Below are 18,814 nucleotides of genomic sequence, written 5' to 3' on the forward strand. Positions count from 1 at the left end.
CACCGTGAATGATCTGGTCGACACCACCGAGATGTACCTGCGGACCATCCTGGAGCTCGAGGAGGAGGGGGTTCCCCCGCTACGGGCCCGCATCGCCGAGCGGCTGCACCAGAGCGGGCCCACGGTCAGCCAGACGGTCGCGCGGATGGAGCGCGACGGCCTGCTCACGGTGGAGGGCGACCGGCACCTGCAGCTCACCGAGCTGGGGCGGTCCCACGCGGTCTCGGTCATGCGCAAGCACCGCCTCGCGGAGCTGCTGCTGGTCAACGTCATCGGCATGCCCTACGAGGAGGCCCACGAGGAGGCCTGCCGCTGGGAGCACGTGATGAGCGACGCCGTGGAAAAGAAGGTCTACGAGCTGCTCAACAAGCCGACCCGTTCGCCGTACGGCAACCCGATCCCGGGCCTGGAGGCCTTCGGCACCTCGGCCGCGACGGAACGCGCCGAGGCCGCGATCGTGGGCGCGGAGCGCAACCTCGCGTTCCCCGGCCTCTCCGGCGACGTGGTGGTGCGGCGCATCTGCGAGAGCGTGCAGACCAACGCGGGGGTGCTGCGGCAGTTGCACGCGGCCGGGATCGACCCGGGTGCGACCGTGACCGTGGCGCAGGAACGCGACGCGGTCACGATCGACCGCTCGGGCGACAAGATCCGGCTGCCGCGCGAGGTGGCGTCCCGCGTCTTCGTCGCGGCCCACTGAGGCGTCCCGGCGGCGCCTCAGCCTTTCGTGGTGTTCATGGCCTTGGCCAGCGACACCAGCTTCGTCGACAGCTGATCCACCTGAGCCTGCTTCGCGCCCTTGGGGAAGGTGAACTTCAGGGTCTGCAACTGCGCGGCCTCGCTGAGCCAGGTGACCTCGACGCTGGGGCCGTGACCGCCGGAGGCGCCGGACAGCAGCCGGTATCCGGCCCGGCCGAGGCCCTTGACCCGGGTGGCCTTGGCGGGCATCAGGTCCTGCAGGAACAGGTTCGCGTCCGCCTTGGTGCTCTCGACCACGGACAGTGCCAGGTTGGGGTAGTCGCCGCTCTCGGTCTGCACCACGCAGGTGGAGGTGTCGTCGACCTGGTCGGAGCCCGCCACCGTGAAGGTGACCCCGATCGTGTCCCGGATGAACGCGTAGTCCCACAGGATGCACGCACCGCCCGCGGAGGCGGCCGGCTGCTCGATCACCTGCACCGGGGGCAGGCCCGCGTCCGCCTTGCCGCTGGAGCATCCCGTGGGGGCGAGCAGGGTGGCGGCGGCGCCGAGCGCGGCGAGACGCGAACGCACGTGGGTCCTCCCGATGGAATCGGGGCACACCGTACTTCGCGTCGCGCGGGGAGGGAATACCGGGTCAGACACCATCGACGTACGGACAGTGACGGCAGCCGCGGCCGCAGCAGGTGCCCCGGTCGGCGAGGAAACCCGCGGTGAGCACGAACAGGCCGGTGTCCGGGTCGAGGTAGCCCGGGCGGCCGTCGGCGAGGGCCGCCGCGTGCGCGGCGAGGATCTCCGGGCGGCGCGGGTGGTCCGGCGCCAGCCGGGACGGGTGCGGCTCGGTCAGGGGCCGCGGCGCCAGGGGTCTGCTCTCGTGCGCCACGCGAAGGACGGTATCACTTGACATTGCCTGTCAAGCGGGTCGACGATGGGGCCGTGCCCACTCGCGGGGAGCTGGTCGAGCAGATCGTGCACCTGCTCGACGTACGGCTGATCGACCCCCTCGACATCCTGCTCGACGGTGACGACACGGTCGCCCGCCTGCGCGACCTCGTCCGGATCCGAGCCGGCCGGTGGGCCGACACGATGCGCGGGGACGACGACGAGGCGGCCGTGCGCGTCGCCGTACGCCTCGTCGCGACCCTCTACCCCGGCGACCGGGCGTTCGACCCGCCGCTCGACTGGTGGCGTACCCCGCTGGGCCGGACCGTGGCCCGCCGGGCCGGCCACCCGGCCGCCGAGCGGGTCTCGTACGCGACGGCCGGGGCGATGCTGGGCATCAGCCGCCAGGGTGTGCACGACCTGATCAAGCGGGGCCGGCTGCCCCGCCATCCGGAGGGCGGGGTGCCCGCCGCGGCCGTCCGCGACCGCCTGCGCGCGCGGGACGCCGGGAGCGACGAAGGGGAAACACATGATCAATGACCGTCTCGTGGACGCGGGCGACCTGCCCATCGCCGTACGTGACTTCGGCGGCGACGCGCCGCCGCTGATCCTGCTGCACGGCGCCGGGGGCAACCTCGCGACGCTGACCACGCTGGCGCGGGCCCTGCGACCCCGGCACCGGGTCGTGACCCTGGACCTGCGCGGACACGGCCGCTCGGGTGACGGCCCGTGGTCGTGGGAGGCGGCGCTGGGCGACATCGCGGCGGTGGCCGTACACCTCGGCCTGGAGCGCCCGGCGGTCGTCGGCCATTCCCTCGGCGGCATGCTGGCCGCCCTGTGGGGCCAGCGCCATCCCGAATCGCCCGGGGTGGTGAGCCTGGACGGCTGCCCTCCGCCCAGTCGCCCGGACCGGCTGCCCGGCCTCGACCCGGAGAAGGCCGCCGGGGAACTGGCCCGGCTGACGCAGGTGTTCGACGCGATGCACGCCGGCATGGGCCGCACCATCCCCGCCGGGGAACTGCCCGACCTGGTGGAGCGCGAACAGATGGCGGCGCGCGACATGGGCGCCAACGAGAAGGTGTGGATCGAGGGGTTCCGGCGCAACCTGGCGCACGTCGACGGCGAGACGACGACGCGGCCCACGGCCGCGACCGCCGGGCAGCTGCGGGAACTGATGACCGGACTCGACCTGACCCCCGTGTACGCCGCGATGCCCTGCCCGCTGCTGGTCGTGCTGCCGACCCGGAGCCTGCCCGAGGAGGAACCCTTCGCCGACCTGTACGCCGCACACCGTCGCTTCCTCACCGATCAGGTCACGACGGCCGCCCAGGCCAATCCCCGGGTGCGGTACCTGCAGCTGCACGACGCCTCGCACGCGATGGTGATCGAGCAGCCGGAGCCCCTCGCCCACCTGATCGGCGACTTCCTGGCCTCGGCCGGGTAGCCCGCCGGGGGTGGCGCCGCGCGCGCCAGACCTCGGCGGTTCTGGCCTGCGGGTGGCCGGCGCGCGCCAGACCTCGGCGGTTCTGGCCTGCGGGTGGCCGGCGCGCGCCAGACCTCGGCGGTTCTGGCCTGCGGGTGGCCGGCGCGCGTCAGACCTCGGCGCGCTCTGGTTCGACGGCGAGCGGGCGGGCGGCGCGGGAGGCGTACAGGCCGAGGGCGATCGCGGCCAGCACCACCAGCAGCGCGTGCAGGATGCCGACGTGCTGGGCCAGGAAGCCGATGAGCGGCGGGCCGGACAGGAACGCGGCGTACCCGATCGAGCCCGCCACCGAGACGCGGATCGCCGCGCGGGCGGGATCGTCCGCGGCGGCGCTCATGCCGACCGGGAAGCCCAGCGAGGCCCCGACCCCCCAGAACAGCGCGCCGACCAGGGCCAGCGGAACCGCGACGTCGGACACCACCGCCAGCACGCCGATCAGCGCCAGCACCGCGGTGACGCGCAGCACCGGAACCCGCCCCCAGCGCTGCAGGGCGTGAACGCCGAACATCCGGCCCAGGGTCATCGCGGCCACGAACATGCCGAAGCCGATGGCGCCGAGGGTCTCGCTCGTGCCGTACCCGTCGACGAGGCTGATGGCCAGCCAGTCGTTCGCGGATCCCTCGGTGAAGCCGAAGCCCAGCATGATCAGGCCGATGAGCAGGGTGCGCGGCTCCTTCCAGGTCTCCCGGACCCCGGCCGGGCGGCGCTGCGCCGCGGGCACGGCGGCGTGCGGCAGGAAGCGGCGCACGATGACCAGCTGCGCCACGGTGGCCAGGACCGCGGTGGCCCACAGCTGGCTCGACACGGGCACTCCGGCCGTCGCGGCCAGGGCGCCCACCGCGGCACCCGCCACGGTGCCGAGGCTGAAGCCGGCGTGGAAGCGGGGCATGATCGTACGACCCAGCCGTCGCTCGACGTCGGCGCCCTCGACGTTCATGGCGACGTCCCAGGTGCTGTTGCCGGCCCCGGCAAACATCAGGCCCACGCCGGCCAACGGCACCCAGCCCAGCGCGGCACCCGCCCCGAGCAGGACGAGCCCGAGCACCACGGAGAGGCTGCCGAGCAGCACCGCGCGGGCCGGGCCGACGCGGTGCACGAGCGGGCCGGCGAGCGGGATGGAGGCGATCGCGGCGGCGGAGAGGCAGAGCAGCAGCAGGCCGAAGCCGGCCGGGCTCAGGTGCAGGTCGTTGCGGACCGCGGGGGCCCGGGCCAGCCAGCCCGCGTACGCGAGACCGTTGACCGCGAAGGTGGCACCGACGGCGACCTTCGCGACCTCGACCCGATTTCGCTCACGCACGTCAGAGCCCACCCACTCAACTTACTCGTTTAAGTGATGATCGCCCAGCGACTTACGGGAGCCAGCCCCGCCGAGTGGATCTCCCCGACCAGCCGCGCGACCGCCTCCGTCACATACTGGCTGACCTGCGGCTTCGGCGCAGCGGGAGGGCGGGTTGCGGCAACGGGGTGGCCGGCCAGGTAGCCGACCACCCCGGTCAGCGACATCTCATGCCGCTGGCGTGCTGATCCTCAGGAGCAGCCGGAGGTGGAGCCGCAGCCCTCGCAGACGTAGCAGCTGCCCGCCGGGCGCATCTTCGTGCCACAGGTGAAGCAGAGCGGCGCATCCGCGGACGTGCCGAGCACGACCTCCAGCAGCTCGGTCGACGAGCCGACGGACGCCGGCGCCTCCTCGACGACAGCCGGGGCGGGCGCCGACGGGGCGGCGGCCGCGCCGACCGGGGCGGACACCGGGGCGGAGGCGGCCATCCCGGCCAGGTCCACGTCAGCGGCGGCCGCAGCCTCCGCCTGAATCTGCGCCGCCCGCTCCTTGGCGGTGAAGATGCCCAGCTCGGCGCGGGTGTCGTACGGCAGGAAGTCGAGCGCCAGCCGCCGGAAGATGTAGTCCATCACCGACGCCGCCATGCGGATGTCCGGGTCGTCGGTCATGCCCGCCGGCTCGAACCGCATGTTGGTGAACTTGCTGACGAACGTCTCCAGCGGGACGCCGTACTGCAGGCCGATCGAGATGGCCACCGAGAAGGCGTCCATCACCCCGGCCAGCGTCGAGCCCTGCTTCGACATCTTGAGGAAGACCTCGCCCAGGCCGTCGTCCGGGTACGACGACGCGGTCAGGTAGCCCTCCGCGCCACCCACCGAGAAGGACACCGTCTCGGACGGGCGCTTCTTGGGCAGGCGCTTGCGGACCGGGCGGTACTCGATGACCTTCTCGACCGCCTTCTCCACCACGGCGGGCACCTCGGCAGCCGCGGCCTTCGGCTTGGCGGCCGACAGCGGCTGGCCCACCTTGCAGTTGTCGCGGTAGATGGCCAGCGCCTTGAGGCCCAGCTTCCAGCCCTGGAAGTGAATGTGCTCGATGTCCTCGATGGTCGCCGACTCCGGCATGTTGACCGTCTTGGAGATCGCGCCGGAGATGAACGGCTGCACGGCCGCCATCATCCGTACGTGGCCCATCGGGGCGATCGACCGCTCGCCCATGGCACAGTCGAACACCGGGTAGTGCTCCGGCTTGAGACCGGGAGCGTCGACGACGTTGCCGTGGTCGGCGATGTGCTCGACGATCGCCTCGACCTGCTCCTCGGGGTAACCGATGCTGCGCAGCGCGCGCGGCACGGTCTGGTTGACGATCTGCATCGAGCCGCCGCCGACGAGCTTCTTGAACTTGACCAGGGCCAGGTCGGGCTCGATGCCGGTGGTGTCGCAGTCCATCATCAGGCCGATGGTGCCGGTGGGCGCCAGCACGGACGCCTGGGCGTTGCGCCAGCCGTTCTTCTCACCGATCTTGTTGCCGTTCTGCCACTGCTTGGTCGCCTCGCGGACGATGTCGGTGGCCACGGCGCCCTGCGGGCGGATGGCGTCGTTCGCGGCGGCGTGCTTGCGCATGACCCGCTTGTGGGCGTCGGCGTTGCGGGCGTACCCGTCGTACGCGCCGACCACCCCGGCCAGCTCCGCCGAGCGGCGGTACGCCGTGCCCGTCATCAGCGAGGTGATGGCGGCGGCCAGGCCGCGGCCCCCCTCCGAGTCGTACGGCAGGCCCGACGCCATGAGCAGCGCGCCGAGGTTCGCGTACCCGATGCCGAGCTGGCGGTACGCCCGGGTGGTCTCGCCGATCTTCACGGTCGGGAAGTCGGCGAAGCAGATGGAGATGTCCATGGCGGTGATGACGAACTCGACGCTCTGGACGAACTTCGCCACCTCGAAACCGCCCTCGGCGGTCAGGAACTTCATGAGGTTGAGCGACGCCAGGTTGCACGACGAGTCGTCCAGCGACATGTACTCCGAGCACGGGTTGGACGCGGTGATCCGCCCGGTCTCCGGGTTGGTGTGCCAGTCGTTGATGGTGTCGTCGTACTGCAGGCCGGGGTCGGCGCACTCCCAGGCGGCCTGGGCGATGTCACGGAACAGCTTGCGCGCGTCGATGCTCTCGATGACCTCGCCGTTGAGCCGGCCACGCAGGTCGAACGTGCCGCCTTCGTCCACGGCGCGCATGAACTCGTCGCTGACGCGTACGGAGTTGTTGGCGTTCTGGTACTGGACGCTGACGATGTCCGAGCCGCCCAGGTCCATGTCGAAGCCCGCGTCGCGCAGCGCGCGGATCTTGTTCTCCTCGCGCGCCTTCGTCCACACGAACTCCTCGACGTCGGGGTGGTCGACGTCGAGGATGACCATCTTCGCGGCCCGCCGGGTCGCCCCGCCGGACTTGATCGTGCCCGCGCTGGCGTCCGCGCCGCGCATGAAGCTGACCGGGCCGCTGGCGGTGCCGCCGGAGGTCAGCAGCTCCTTGCTGGAACGGATCCGGGACAGGTTGACCCCGGAGCCGGAGCCGCCCTTGAAGATCAGTCCCTCCTCCTTGTACCAGTCCAGGATGGAGTCCATCGAGTCGTCCACGGACAGGATGAAGCACGCGCTGACCTGCTGCGGCGAGGAGGTGCCGACGTTGAACCAGACCGGCGAGTTGAAGCTGAACACCTGGTGCAACAGCATCCAGGTCAGCTCGTGGTCGAAGATCTCGGCGTCGCCGGGGGTGGCGAAGTAGCCGTGCTCCTCGCCGGCCTTGCGGTAGGTCCGCACGACGCGGTCGATGAGCTGCTTGAGGGACCACTCACGCTCCGGGGTGCCGACCGCGCCCCGGAAGTACTTGGTGGTGACGATGTTCGCGGCGTTGACGCTCCAGAAGTCGGGGTACTCCACCCCGCGCTGCTCGAAGTTGATCGAGCCGTCGCGCCAGTTCGTCATGACGACGTCGCGGCGCTCCCATTCGACCTCGTCGTACGGGTGGACGCCCTCGGTCGTCCACACCCGCTGGAGCCGCAACCCGCTGACCGCAGCTCCCGCAGCTCCCCCACTGCTGGCGCGCGTGCGCTGCCTTCCCGCTGCCATGCCGTCACCGGCCATGTGGTGTTCCCCCTCGTCGTGCCCCGCGACTGCCCGTCGCGACGCGCTGTGCGTTTCGTTCTTCAGGTCTTTGTGCGGCCGGGCGACGGCCGCAGCACTTCCTCATCGCGGCCGGGCGACGGCCGCATCGCTGCTCAGGGCGGCCTCGCGCAGGGCCACGATCTCCTTCTCGAACTCGTCGAGCGAGTCGAACGCCTTGTAGACGCTGGCGAAGCGCAGGTAGGCGACCTGGTCCAGCTCCCGCAGCGGGCCGAGGATGGCCAGGCCGACGTCGTGGCTGGGCACCTCGGCGGCGCCCTTGGCGCGGATCGTCTCCTCGACCTTCTGAGCCAGCAGGGCGATGGCGTCCTCGTCCACGGGACGACCCTGGCACGCCTTGCGCACCCCGCTCATGATTTTCGTACGGCTGAAGGGCTCCGTGACGCCGCTGCGCTTGACCACCGCCAGCACCGCCTCCTCGACCGTGGTGAACCGCTTGCCGCATTCGGGGCAGGACCGGCGCCGGCGGATCAGCTGGCCGTCCTCGGCTTCGCGCGAGTCGACCACGCGTGAGTCCGCGTGCCGGCAGTACGGGCACCGCACCGAAGTCCTCCTGTCGCCGGGTATGGTCACCTGTCCCCAGGCACGCCGAACAGCAGCACGGCCAAGATCAAACTCGGCTCGCGCTGTGCCTGAGCGTGCGGAGAAGCGGGGGCCCCAACCCCAACTTGTGGATGACTTACACCCTTGTAACTACTAGATGTTGGGGTCGACGTTAGGCCGATGCCGAAGCCGACGCAAGTTCAACGGCGCGTCGCCGCGCCGATATTTCCGGCACCGTACGACCGGTGCGCCGTCGATTACGGGCCGCATCACCGGCGTCCCGTTTTCATCCCGTACGGGGCAGTTCGCGGGCCTCACCGTGATCTACGGCATAGGCCGGGGCGGCGTGCCGGACCGGGGGCGCGGCGGCGTGCGACGCCGTGGTGAACAACACCACGCTGGCGAGCGAGGCCAGCGCCAGGAAGAACAGGAACACGACCACCTCACCGCGGCGGGTCAGCCGCAACGGCGGCCGGTGCGGGCCGCCCGGCACCCCGCCGCCCGACACCCCGCCGCCCGACACCCCGCCGCCCGAGCGCGCACCGCCGCCGAACAGCGCACCGGTGGCCGCCACGCCGTCCGTCGCCGCGCGTCCCGACGCCATGCCGCCGCCCGGCACGATGCCCGACACCATGCGGCCCGACACCATGCCGCCCGTCGCCACGCCGCTCGGCGCCATGCCCCCGCCCCCTTCTCGTACGGGCGTTCGATCGAACGCCCGTACGATGGTGTACCAGAACAGGCGTACGGAAGTCACGCACAGATGGGCGACACGCCGCAATCGACGTCGTACAGATGTTTGAATATGTCCGACCGCGCCGATACGGTTCTGCGACAAGAGGGGTCAGCCGGACGAACACCCATCCCCACGGGCGTTCCCGGCTCCGCGACGCACCACGTGCCGACAGGCACTGGCCGACAGGAGGGCGGACGGACGTGTCGACCGACGACCGGACCAGCCGGCAGCATCAACCGGGCAGGAAGCCCGAGCCCACCAACACCTCGGCGGCCATCCGCCGTCGCACGCCGAGCCGGGCCCGCGGCGGCGAGCCGCAGCTGCGCGCCGTGACGCCGGTCAGCCAGTTCCCGGAGCAGGTCACCACCGAACTGACCGCGCGCCAGCGGCGCATCCTCGAGTTCATCCGGGACTGGGTCGAGCGGCACGGCTACCCGCCGAGCGTGCGCGAGATCGGCGAGGCGGTCGGGCTGGTGTCGCCGTCCAGCGTGGCGTATCAACTGAAGGCCCTGGAGAACAAGGGGTTCCTGCGGCGCGACCCGAACCGGCCGCGCGCGGTCGACGTCCGTACACCCAGTGAGCTGACCGACGACGAGGCCCTGCGTTCGGCCCGCCCCGCCCCGGCCTACGTGCCGCTGGTCGGGCGCATCGCCGCCGGTGGCCCGATCCTGGCCGAGCAGGCCGTCGAGGACTTCTTCCCGCTGCCGCGCGAGCTGGTCGGCGAGGGTGACGTCTTCATGCTGGAGGTCAAGGGCGACTCGATGATCGACGCCGCGATCTGCAACGGCGACTGGGTCGTCGTGCGCCAGCAGCCGACCGCCAACGCGGGCGACATCGTGGCCGCGATGATCGACGGCGAGGCGACCGTCAAGAGCTACCGCCAGCGGGACGGGCACGTGTGGCTGATGCCGGCGAACCCGGCGTTCGATCCGATCCCGGGCGACGACGCGACCATCATGGGCCGCGTCGTCGCGGTGCTGCGCCGGGTCTGACCGGGCGCAACTGAGCGGACGGCAGGAACTGGGCTGACGGCGGGCGGGGTGCGTCCGCCGTTCAGCGCCCGTATCCGGGCGGGTCGTACGGGCGGCCCGTGCCGGGCGGCCGGTCGTCGTCCGGCGGGCCGTCGTCGGAGCCGAACCAGCCGTTCGGCAGCGGGTTGTCGCCCGGGCGACTGCCCGGTGGTGGTCCCGCCGGGGGCGCTCCGTAGACACCGCCGCCGGGGCGGGCAGGCTGGCCGCCGCCGGCGCGGCCGGGCGGACCGGCACCCGGCCCGGGAGGCGGCGCGGGTCGACCGGCGGGCGACATCGGACGTCCGGACGGAGGGCCGGGCGGACCAGCGGGCGGGCGGCCGGGGTGCTGTCCGTTGGGCTGCGGTCCGCGCGGATGCTGTCCGCCGGGCTGCGCGCCGCCGGGCTGCGGTCCACCGGATTGCGGTCCGCGGGGATGGCCGCCGAGCTGCTGTCCGCGGGGGGGCTGTCCGGCGGGGTGTCCGGGACGGCCTTGGGCGGGGCCCGGGTGGCCGCCGGGCGCGGCCCCGGCCGAGGGGCCACCGGAGTAGACGCCGCCGCGCGATGGTGCCGGCGAGTGGGGTTTGGTGCCGTACACGCCGCCGCCGGGGGGTGGCCCGCCCCGGTTGGCGCCGTACACCGGTCCGACGCCGGGCGGCCGGGCGCTCAGCGGTGCCGCCGCCGGGCCGCCGACCGACAGCAGCTCCGTCTCGGCGTCGGCGGGTTTCGGAGCGGCGGCCGCGGGCGCGGGTGAGACCGGTTCGAGCGCCGGCTTCTTGCGGGAACGCATGATGCCGCTGACCCCGAGCCCCACGAGCAGGGCGCCGAGCGCTCCAACGCCGCCGACCATGTAGGTGAGGTCCTTCAGGCTGAGTTCGGAGTACCAGGCCGGGCTCGCGCTGTCCTGGGGGGTCTTCGCCTTCGCCCCCGCGCTGACGACCTGCGTGGCCGGGGTGTAGCGCAACAGGAAGTTCGCCGTGTCCGCGCTGAACTGCCCCATGTCGGACACGGTGACGTACGCCTTGCCGTCCGGGGTGTAGCTGATCGCCTCACCGAACGGCTCATTCGGCAGTGGCGTCTGACGCGGGGTGCCCTTCAGCGCGGCAACCATGTCCCCGCCCGTGACGTCCCATTCGAAGGCGTCGGCGTAGGTGCGGATGACCACCTTCGTGCCGTCGGGCGAGACCGCGGCACCGGTGGCGACCAACCGACCGACCGGTCCCAGCGGGTTGGCCGTGTCGGACGACGGGAGGGTGACCTCGCCCACCCGGCGCAGCGGCACCCCGTCGGCGCTGTCGGCCTTGAGCGCTGCGGCGGGCTTGTACAGGCCAGCCTTGCCGGCATCCTTGGTCACCACGATCGGGATGCCGTCGCCGTCGAGGAGCAGCCCCTCGGCGTCGTGCGCGCCGTCGGGGTACTTCAGCCGGTACAGCGTGGGGCTCTTCGACCCGGTCGCGGGCATCTTCCAGAGCGCGATGGTGGCGCGCTTCTTGTCGTTGTCACCGGTGTCGCCGATCCACAGCGTCTTGCGGTCCCGGGAGAGCGCCATGTCCTCGGTGTCCAGCGGGCCCTTGCCCGAGTAGGGCACCGCATTCGTGACCTTGCACGTCTGGTCGAGGTAGAAGACCTTCTTCTGGGTCTCGCGGTCCGTACTGTCGTTGACGGTGATGAAGCCGTTCGTCGTCGCCACCAGTCCGGACAGCTCGGTGAGCCGGGTGTCCTCGACCTTGCAGAGCTTCTTGGCGGGCGCTGCCTTCACGTCCGCGGCCACGGGAGCCGGCATGGCGTGAGCGCTGGCCGCACCCACCATGACCAGGCCACCAGCCACTAGGATCGAGAACACGAGACGCCGCATCGGACCAGTGTCGCATGCGGCGCACCGTGCTGGCGTCACGCGCGGATCGGCCCAGGTGCGCACGCCTGTCGTGTCCGTTATGCCCGGATGATCAGGCCCGGTAGGTCGCCAGCTCGGCCGCCAGCCGCTCGTCCACCCGCACCCGCAGCTCCGTGCCCGCCTCGGTGTGTTCGGTGCCCAGCACCTGCCCGTGGCGGTGGATCAGGGCCACCAGGTCGCCCCGGTCGTACGGCAGCACGACCCGCAGGTCCACGGCGGGCCGCGGCAACCGGTGCGCGATCGCCGCCCGCAGATCCTCGATCCCCACCCCGGTACGCGCCGAGACGAACACCGCGTCCGGCCAGATCCGCTTCAGCCGCAGCAGCGCCTCCTCGTCCGCCGCGTCGACCTTGTTGACCACCAGGAGCTCGGGGATCCGGTCGGCCCCCACCTCGCTGAGCACCTCACGGACCGCCACGACCTGACCCTCCGGGTCCGGATCGGCACCGTCGACGACGTGCACCACCAGGTCGGCGTACGAGACCTCCTCCAGCGTCGAGCGGAACGCCTCGACGATCTGGTGCGGCAGGTGCCGGACGAAGCCCACCGTGTCGGACAGCGTGTAGACGCGCCCGTCCTCGGCGGCCGCCCGGCGGGTGGTCGGATCCAGCGTGGCGAACAGCGCATTCTCCACCAGCACCCCGGCCTGGGTCAGCCGGTTGAGCAGGCTCGACTTGCCCGCGTTCGTGTAGCCCGCGATCGCCACGGCCGGCACCCCCGCCTGGGAGCGGCGCGAGCGCTTGGTCTGGCGTACGGTGCGCATGCTCTTGATCTCGCGCCGCAGCTTGGCGATGCGGTGGTTGATCCGGCGCCGGTCGGTCTCCAGCTTGGTCTCACCGGGACCGCGCAGGCCTACGCCACCGCCCGCACCGCCGCCCCGGCCGGAGCCGCCGGACTGGCGGGACAGGCTCTCGCCCCAACCGCGCAGGCGCGGGAGCAGGTACTGCAGCTGGGCCAGCTCGACCTGGGCCTTGCCCTCGCGGCTCTTGGCGTGCTGGGCGAAGATGTCCAGGATCAGCGCGGTCCGGTCGACGACCTTGACCTTGGTCTGCTGCTCCAGGTTGCGCAGCTGCGACGGGGACAGCTCGCCGTCGCAGATCACGGTGTCGGCGCCGGTCGCCACGACGACGTCGCGCAACTCGTCGACCTTGCCCCGGCCGATGAAGGTGGCCGCGTCCGGACGGCTGCGCCGCTGGATGAGGCCCTCCAGCACCTGGGAACCGGCGGTCTCGGCGAGCGCGGCCAGCTCGGTCAGCGAGTTGTCCGCGTCGGCGGCGCTGCCCTCGGTCCAGACGCCCACCAGGACGACCCGCTCCAGGCGCAGCTGCCGGTACTCGACCTCGGTGATGTCGGTGAGCTCGGTGGAAAGGCCGGCCACCCGCCGTAGCGAATGCCGTTCCTCCAGTTCCAGCTCGCCGGTGGTGACATCGGGTTCGAAAAGCTCGGTTCGCAAAAGGGTGACCTCCTCGGCCCGATGGTGGCATGCCGTACGTCGAGGCGCATCCACATATCGGGGCCGGGCGTTGTCGATGGGTGTATGACTCCTCGGTAACCACCGGATTGGCTGCCGGAATTCCGCAAGCGCAAGAATGCCAGGATGTACCCGCCAACGCCGGAGGGAAAACCGTGTTGACCACCCGCCTGCCCAGCGCAGGATTCTCGATCACGATCCGCATCGCCGTGACCGCCGACGCCTCCTCGATCGGCCGGCTCACCACCTGCGTCGGCGAGGCCGGCGCGATCGTGACGGCGCTGGACGTGGTGGACTCCGACCCCACCCGCGTACTGGTCGACCTCACCTGTGACACCGCCGATTCCGGCCACGCCGATCAGGTGGTCAAGACGCTGGAGGACCTGGACGGGGTCGACGTCCGCAAGGTCTCCGACCGGACGTTCCTGCTGCACCTCGGCGGCAAGATCGAGGTGTCGTCGAAGGTGGCGCTGCGCAACCGCGACGAACTGTCGCGGGCGTACACCCCGGGCGTGGCGCGGGTGTGCATGGCCATCGCGGAGAACCCGGCCGACGCCCGGCGGCTCACCATCAAGCGCAACACGGTCGCCGTGGTCAGCGACGGTTCCGCCGTGCTGGGCCTGGGCAACATCGGCCCGGCGGCCGCGATGCCCGTGATGGAGGGCAAGGCGGCGCTGTTCAAGCGGTTCGGCGGGGTGGACGCCTGGCCGGTGGTGCTGGACACCCAGGACACCGACGAGATCGTGCAGATCGTCAAGGCGATCGCCCCCGCGTACGGGGGGATCAATCTGGAGGACATCGCGGCGCCGCGGTGCTTCGAGATCGAGATGCGGCTGCGCGAGGCGCTGGACATCCCGGTCTTCCACGACGACCAGCACGGCACCGCCATCTGCGTGCTGGCCGCGCTGACCAACGCGCTGCGCGTCGTGGGCAAGCGGCTCGCGGACGTCAAGGTGGTCGTCTCGGGGGCCGGGGCCGCGGGTACGGCGATCATGAAGCTGCTGCTGCGCCAGGGCGTCGGCGACATCATCGCGTACGACCGGCTGGGCGCCCTGCACAAGGGCATGCCCGACCTCACGCCGACGTGGCGGTGGCTGGCCGAGCACACCAACCGCGATGGTTACGAGGGCGATCTGCCCGGGGCGATCGTGGGCGCGGACGTGTTCATCGGGGTCAGCGCCCCGAACCTGCTCACCGGCGACGACATCGCCAAGATGGCCGACAAGTCGATCGTGTTCGCCCTGGCCAACCCCGACCCCGAGGTGGACCCACGGGCCGCCCGGCGGCACGCGGCCGTGGTCGCGACCGGCCGCTCCGACCAGCCGAACCAGATCAACAACGTGCTGGCTTTCCCGGGCGTGTTCCGGGGCATGCTCGACGTCAGCGCGCACGAGTTCACCGAGGAGATGGCGCTGGCCGCGGCCATGGCCATCGCGGACGTGGTGGGCGAGGACAAGCTCAACCCGACGGTGATCATTCCGAGCGTGTTCGACGCGCGGGTCACCCCGGCGGTGGCGGCCGCGATCCGGGCCACCGTCAAGGGGCACCCCGTGCCCACCGGGCCGGGCGCGGTGCCGCCCGAGGAACTCGACGAGGCACCCCCGGAGACCTTCTGACCGAGCCTCGGCGGCAATAGCCAAGCACCGGACGCGGTCCGCAGGCCGGGTTTCGGCTATCCGGCGTGAGCGCACCAGCCGGTCAGCTCGCCCACCCGGTCGGTGATCAGACCGGCGACCCCGGCCGCAACCAGGTCGGGCCAGTGGGCGAGGTCGTTGGCCGTCCACGGCATGACCGCGACACCCACGTCCGCCAGACCGGCCACCGTGTGCGGCTCGGCGAGAACGGCCGCCACCGACGGGTTGCAGAACACCACGCCCAGTTCCTTGGCCACTCGCACCTGGTCCGCGTCGAACGGCTCGCGCAGCAGCCCACGGCGTACGTCGGGGGTGGCCTCACCGGCGCGCCGCACGACCTCGGGATCGAAACTCTGCACGACCGTACGGGCCAGCAGGTCCCGCTCGGCGACCAGGTCGAGGATGGCGCGGATCTGCGCCAGCGAGGCGGGCGGCTTGATCTCTACCAGCAACTCCACCGGCGTGGTGAGGGCGTACGGGCGCAGCAGGTCGAGGGCCTGGGCCAGGGTCGGCACGGGGGTGCCCGCGTACGCCGGGGAGAACCACGAGCCCGCGTCCAGCGCGGTCAGCTCGGCGGCGGTCGACTCCCAGACGAAGCCGGTGCCGGTCGTGGTGCGGTCGAGGGTGCGGTCGTGGATCACCACGGGCACCCCGTCCGCGCTGGTGCGCACGTCGAATTCGATGAACGTGGCGCCCGCCAGCACCCCGGCGGCGAGCGCGGGCAGGGTGTTCTCCGGGGCGACGGCGGAATAGCCCCGGTGCGCCACCCGGTGCGGTGCCGCCATCAGTGCTGGGCCGCCGGGCCGCCCACGGCCGGGGAGACGGGCACGGCCGCCTGATCGTCCGCGCCGGGCGCGCCCAGCGCCGCGGGGTCGACCTCGCCGGAGGCGACCAGCACGGCCGGTCCGGCCAGCCACCAGCGGCCCTGCTCGTCCGCGGTGACGGTCAACCGGCCGCCGGGCAGGTCCACGGCCACCACGCCGGCGTCCCGGCCCGCGTCCCGCAACGCCATCGCGCCCACGGCCAGCGCCCCCGACCCGCAGGCCTGGGTCTCGCCGGAGCCGCGCTCGTACACCCGCATGCGCACGTGCAGGTCGGTGCCCGCCACCGGCTCGGCGGCCACGACGAACTCGACGTTGGTGCCGCCGGGGAACACGCCCGGGTCGAAGGCGGGGGCCACGGTCAGGTCCAGGCCGTCCAGCGGCACGCCGTCGTGCAGCGCGCAGACCAGGTGCGGGTTGCCGCAGTCCACGGCCATCCCGGGCACGGTCAGCGCGCCCACGGACGCGGTGCTCGCCGCGTACACCCGGGGGGTGGTCATGTGGACGCTGATCTCGGCGGGGCCGACCAGCGCGCGCACGACGCCGGCCCGGGTGGCCACCGGCAGGCCCGCAGGGCCGGGCGTGGTGAGGCCGCTGGCGACCAGGTACCGGCTGAAGACCCGGACGCCGTTGCCGCACATCTCGGCGAACGAGCCGTCGGCGTTCCAGTAGTCCATGAACCAGTCGGCGTCGGCGGCCATCCCGGCGGCCTCGGGGTGCTTGGCGGTGCGCACGACGCGCAGCACGCCGTCCGCGCCGATCCCGCGGTGCCGGTCGCACAGCGCGGCGACCAGCTCGGGGGTCAACTCCAGCGCCCCGTCCGGGTCGGGCAGGAGCACGAAGTCGTTGCCGGCGCCGTGGCCTTTGGTGAACAACACGCGGTCCATCATCGCGCAACCGTGGCGAGCGCGGCCATGGCGGCCTCGCCGAGGGTGTCCGAGGCCGCGTCGAGCCAGTGCACGCGCGGGTCACGGCGGAACCAGGACCGCTGGCGGCGGACGAAGCGCCGCGTCGCCTGGACGGTCTCCTGCCGCGCCTGCTCCTCGGTGAGCGCCCCGTCGAGCTGGGCCAGCGCCTGCTGGTAGCCGAGCGCCCGGCTGGCCGTACGGCCCTCGCGCAGGCCCCGGCGGGCCAGGTCGCGGACCTCGTCGAGCAGGCCCGACGCCCACATCAGGCCGACCCGCTCGGCGATGCGGGCGTCCAGTTCGGCCGTGTCGCGGTCGACGCCGAGCTGGACGCAGTCGTAGTAGGGCACTGGGTCGGGCAGCGCCGCGGTGAACGGCGCCCCGGTCAGCTCGATCACCTCCAGCGCGCGGACGATGCGCCGCCCGTTGCTGGGCAGGATGCGCTCGGCGGCCACCGCGTCGAGCGCGGCCAGCCGCCGGTGCAGCTCGCCCGGGCCGGAGTCGGCGAGTTCGGCCTCCAGGCGGGCCCGGATCACCGGGTCGGTGCCGGGAAAGCTGAATTCCTCGAGTACGGCGCGGACGTACAGGCCGGAGCCGCCGACCAGCAGCGGGACCCGGCCACGGGCGAGGATGCCATCGACCGCCGCGCGGGCCAGCCGCTGGTACTCGGCGACGCTGGCGGGCTCGGTGACGTCCCAGATGTCCAGCAGGTGGTGCGGCACGCCGGCGCGTTCGGCGGGAGTCAGTTTGGCCGTACCGATGTCCATGCCGCGGTAGAGCTGCATGGAGTCGGCGTTGACCACCTCGCCGCCCAGCTCACGGGCCAGGGCGAGGCTCAGCGCCGATTTGCCGGCGGCGGTGGGTCCAACGACGGCGACGACCCGCGGAATGGGAAACAACGGCACGCCGCCACCGTAGGACACCATATGGTCACGGTCATCCGAGGGCGCTTCCCCGGAACCGGGTTGGACCTGTGACAATGCGCGAGAAAGAATGCCGATGGAAGGTTTGGCGTTCAACTGCGCTATGGCGGCGGTTGTCCGGCATGCGGGCCGGGCGGTGCCGGGAGAATGAGGTTGAGCTCATGAACGACTGGACGGCCTTCGGGCGCGTGGATGCCGACGGCACCGTGTACGTGAAGACCGCCGAGGGTGACCGAGTGGTCGGCTCCTGGCAGGCGGGCACCCCCGAGGAGGGGTTGGCCCACTTCGCCCGGCGCTTCGCCGACCTGGTCACCGAGGTCGACCTCATCGAGGCCCGGCTCAATTCCGGCGCGGCCGACGCGGCCCACTCGCTGAGCAGCGTCAAGCGCCTGCGCGCCACCCTGGACGAGGCCCACGTGGTGGGTGACGTCGACGGGCTCGCCGCCCGGCTGGACCGGCTCGCCGCCCTCGCCGAGGAGAAGGCCGGCGAGGCCCGCGCGGCCCGGGAGGTCGCCCGTACCGAGGCGCTGGCCCGCAAGACCGCCCTGGTCGAGGAGGCGGAGACGATCGCGGCCGAGTCGACCGGCTGGAAGTCCGCCGGTGACCGGCTCAAGGAGATCCTCGACGAGTGGAAGACCATCCGCGGGGTCGACAAGAAGACCGACGGCGAGCTGTGGAAGCGCTTCGCGGCGGCCCGCGACGGCTTCACCCGCCGCCGGGGCGCCCACTTCGCGACCCTGGACGGGCAGCGCAAGCAGGCGCAGGGCGCCAAGGAGGAGCTGGTCAAGGAGGCGGAGAGCCTCGCCGACTCCTCCGACTGGGGGCCCACCGCCGGCCGGCTCAAGGAGCTGATGGCCGAGTGGAAGGCCGCCCCGCGCGCCGCGAAGGAGGCGGAGCAGCGCCTGTGGGAACGGTTCCGCGCCGCCCAGGACGCGTTCTTCACCCGCCGCAGTGAGGTCTTCTCCGCCCGCGACGCGGAGTACAAGGGCAACCTGGAGAAGAAGCAGGCGATCCTCGCCGAGCTGGAAGCGGTCGACGTGGACGCCGACCCGCGGGCCGCGCAGAACAAGTTGCGCGACGCCCAGGCCGCGTGGCACGACGCGGGCCGGGTGCCCCGGGAGTCGTCGGCGGGCCTGGACCGCCGGTGGCGGGCCGCCGAGGAGCGGATCCGGGTCGCCATGGACTCGGCGTGGCGCAAGACGTCGCCCCAGGACAACCCGCTGCTGCAGCAGATGCGCGAGCAGGTCGCGGAGGCGGAGCAGCGGCTGGCCCGGGCCCAGGCTGCGGGCGACAACCGGCGCATCAAGGAGGCCGAGCAGGCCCTCGCGTCGAAGCGGCAGTTCCTGGCACTGGCCGAGCAGGCCAGCTAGGGC

17 protein-coding genes are annotated in these 18,814 nt (G+C 72.3%); 6 read left to right on the top strand and 11 right to left on the bottom strand.

Features of this window, described 5'->3' with window-relative positions; translation table 11 throughout:
* Positions 1-4: 4 nt before the first annotated feature.
* Positions 5-697, top strand: a complete 693-nt coding sequence (locus tag EV385_RS06750; RefSeq protein ID WP_278044969.1) for an iron-dependent transcriptional repressor DtxR — start codon at positions 5-7, stop codon at positions 695-697.
* A gap of 17 nt (positions 698-714) precedes the next feature.
* On the opposite strand, the gene EV385_RS06755 is transcribed toward EV385_RS06750, so the two are convergent.
* Together EV385_RS06755 and EV385_RS06760 are read right to left on the bottom strand one after the other, a co-directional pair.
* Positions 715-1,266, bottom strand: a complete 552-nt coding sequence (locus EV385_RS06755; RefSeq protein ID WP_130508664.1) for a hypothetical protein — start codon at positions 1,264-1,266, stop codon at positions 715-717.
* A gap of 64 nt (positions 1,267-1,330) precedes the next feature.
* Positions 1,331-1,576, bottom strand: a complete 246-nt coding sequence (locus EV385_RS06760) for a DUF5522 domain-containing protein (RefSeq protein WP_242624750.1) — start codon at positions 1,574-1,576, stop codon at positions 1,331-1,333.
* 53 nt (positions 1,577-1,629) lie between these two features.
* Between EV385_RS06760 and EV385_RS34890 the strand changes: the two genes are divergently transcribed.
* Together EV385_RS34890 and EV385_RS06770 are read left to right on the top strand one after the other, a co-directional pair.
* Complete coding sequence (locus EV385_RS34890) at positions 1,630-2,115, top strand: hypothetical protein (protein WP_130508666.1); 486 nt, start codon at positions 1,630-1,632, stop codon at positions 2,113-2,115.
* Complete coding sequence (locus EV385_RS06770) at positions 2,105-3,019, top strand: alpha/beta fold hydrolase (RefSeq protein ID WP_130508667.1); 915 nt, start codon at positions 2,105-2,107, stop codon at positions 3,017-3,019. The genes EV385_RS34890 and EV385_RS06770 overlap by 11 nt, the downstream gene beginning before the upstream one ends.
* Before the next feature lie 148 nt (positions 3,020-3,167).
* Here the strand turns inward: EV385_RS06770 and EV385_RS06775 are convergent, their stop codons facing one another.
* From EV385_RS06775 to EV385_RS06790, 4 genes are all read right to left on the bottom strand, one after another.
* Positions 3,168-4,355, bottom strand: coding sequence for an MFS transporter (locus EV385_RS06775; RefSeq protein WP_242624751.1), 1,188 nt, complete (start codon positions 4,353-4,355; stop codon positions 3,168-3,170).
* A 230-nt stretch (positions 4,356-4,585) separates the two neighbouring features.
* Positions 4,586-7,468, bottom strand: coding sequence for a vitamin B12-dependent ribonucleotide reductase (locus tag EV385_RS06780; RefSeq protein WP_130508669.1), 2,883 nt, complete (start codon positions 7,466-7,468; stop codon positions 4,586-4,588).
* Between the two features lie 102 nt (positions 7,469-7,570).
* Positions 7,571-8,050 (bottom strand): transcriptional regulator NrdR, encoded by a 480-nt coding sequence (gene nrdR / locus EV385_RS06785; RefSeq protein ID WP_130508670.1) that lies wholly within the window; start codon positions 8,048-8,050, stop codon positions 7,571-7,573.
* A gap of 286 nt (positions 8,051-8,336) precedes the next feature.
* A complete protein-coding gene (locus tag EV385_RS06790) occupies positions 8,337-8,807 on the bottom strand; it encodes a hypothetical protein (RefSeq protein WP_165449329.1) in 471 nt (156 codons plus the stop codon).
* A 179-nt stretch (positions 8,808-8,986) separates the two neighbouring features.
* Between EV385_RS06790 and lexA the strand changes: the two genes are divergently transcribed.
* A complete protein-coding gene (gene lexA / locus EV385_RS06795; protein ID WP_130508672.1) occupies positions 8,987-9,778 on the top strand; it encodes a transcriptional repressor LexA in 792 nt (263 codons plus the stop codon).
* 61 nt (positions 9,779-9,839) lie between these two features.
* Here the strand turns inward: lexA and EV385_RS33795 are convergent, their stop codons facing one another.
* Positions 9,840-11,648 carry a hypothetical protein gene (locus EV385_RS33795; RefSeq protein WP_165449408.1) on the bottom strand — a complete coding sequence of 603 codons (1,809 nt, stop codon included), beginning with the start codon at positions 11,646-11,648 and terminating at the stop codon, positions 9,840-9,842.
* 91 nt (positions 11,649-11,739) lie between these two features.
* A complete protein-coding gene (gene hflX, locus EV385_RS06805) occupies positions 11,740-13,140 on the bottom strand; it encodes a GTPase HflX (protein ID WP_130508673.1) in 1,401 nt (466 codons plus the stop codon).
* A 173-nt stretch (positions 13,141-13,313) separates the two neighbouring features.
* Here hflX and EV385_RS06810 point away from each other — a divergent pair, with 173 nt between their 5' ends.
* On the top strand, positions 13,314-14,774 hold the full coding sequence (locus EV385_RS06810; protein ID WP_130508674.1) for an NAD-dependent malic enzyme: 1,461 nt from the start codon (positions 13,314-13,316) through the stop codon (positions 14,772-14,774).
* 56 nt (positions 14,775-14,830) lie between these two features.
* Here the strand turns inward: EV385_RS06810 and EV385_RS06815 are convergent, their stop codons facing one another.
* Genes EV385_RS06815 through miaA form a run of 3 tightly spaced genes read right to left on the bottom strand, consistent with a single transcriptional unit; the run spans position 14,831 to position 17,444 of the window.
* Positions 14,831-15,577, bottom strand: a complete 747-nt coding sequence (locus tag EV385_RS06815; RefSeq protein ID WP_130508675.1) for a glycerophosphodiester phosphodiesterase — start codon at positions 15,575-15,577, stop codon at positions 14,831-14,833.
* Positions 15,577-16,491, bottom strand: coding sequence for a diaminopimelate epimerase (dapF, locus tag EV385_RS06820; RefSeq protein WP_130513136.1), 915 nt, complete (start codon positions 16,489-16,491; stop codon positions 15,577-15,579). The genes EV385_RS06815 and dapF overlap by 1 nt, the downstream gene beginning before the upstream one ends.
* An 8-nt stretch (positions 16,492-16,499) precedes the next feature.
* Positions 16,500-17,444, bottom strand: a complete 945-nt coding sequence (gene miaA / locus EV385_RS06825) for a tRNA (adenosine(37)-N6)-dimethylallyltransferase MiaA (RefSeq protein ID WP_130508676.1) — start codon at positions 17,442-17,444, stop codon at positions 16,500-16,502.
* 158 nt (positions 17,445-17,602) lie between these two features.
* Here miaA and EV385_RS06830 point away from each other — a divergent pair, with 158 nt between their 5' ends.
* Positions 17,603-18,811, top strand: coding sequence for a DUF349 domain-containing protein (locus EV385_RS06830; protein WP_130508677.1), 1,209 nt, complete (start codon positions 17,603-17,605; stop codon positions 18,809-18,811).
* Positions 18,812-18,814 lie beyond the last annotated feature (3 nt).

It is taken from the genome of Krasilnikovia cinnamomea (genome assembly GCF_004217545.1).
GTDB lineage: Bacteria > Actinomycetota > Actinomycetes > Mycobacteriales > Micromonosporaceae > Actinoplanes > Actinoplanes cinnamomeus.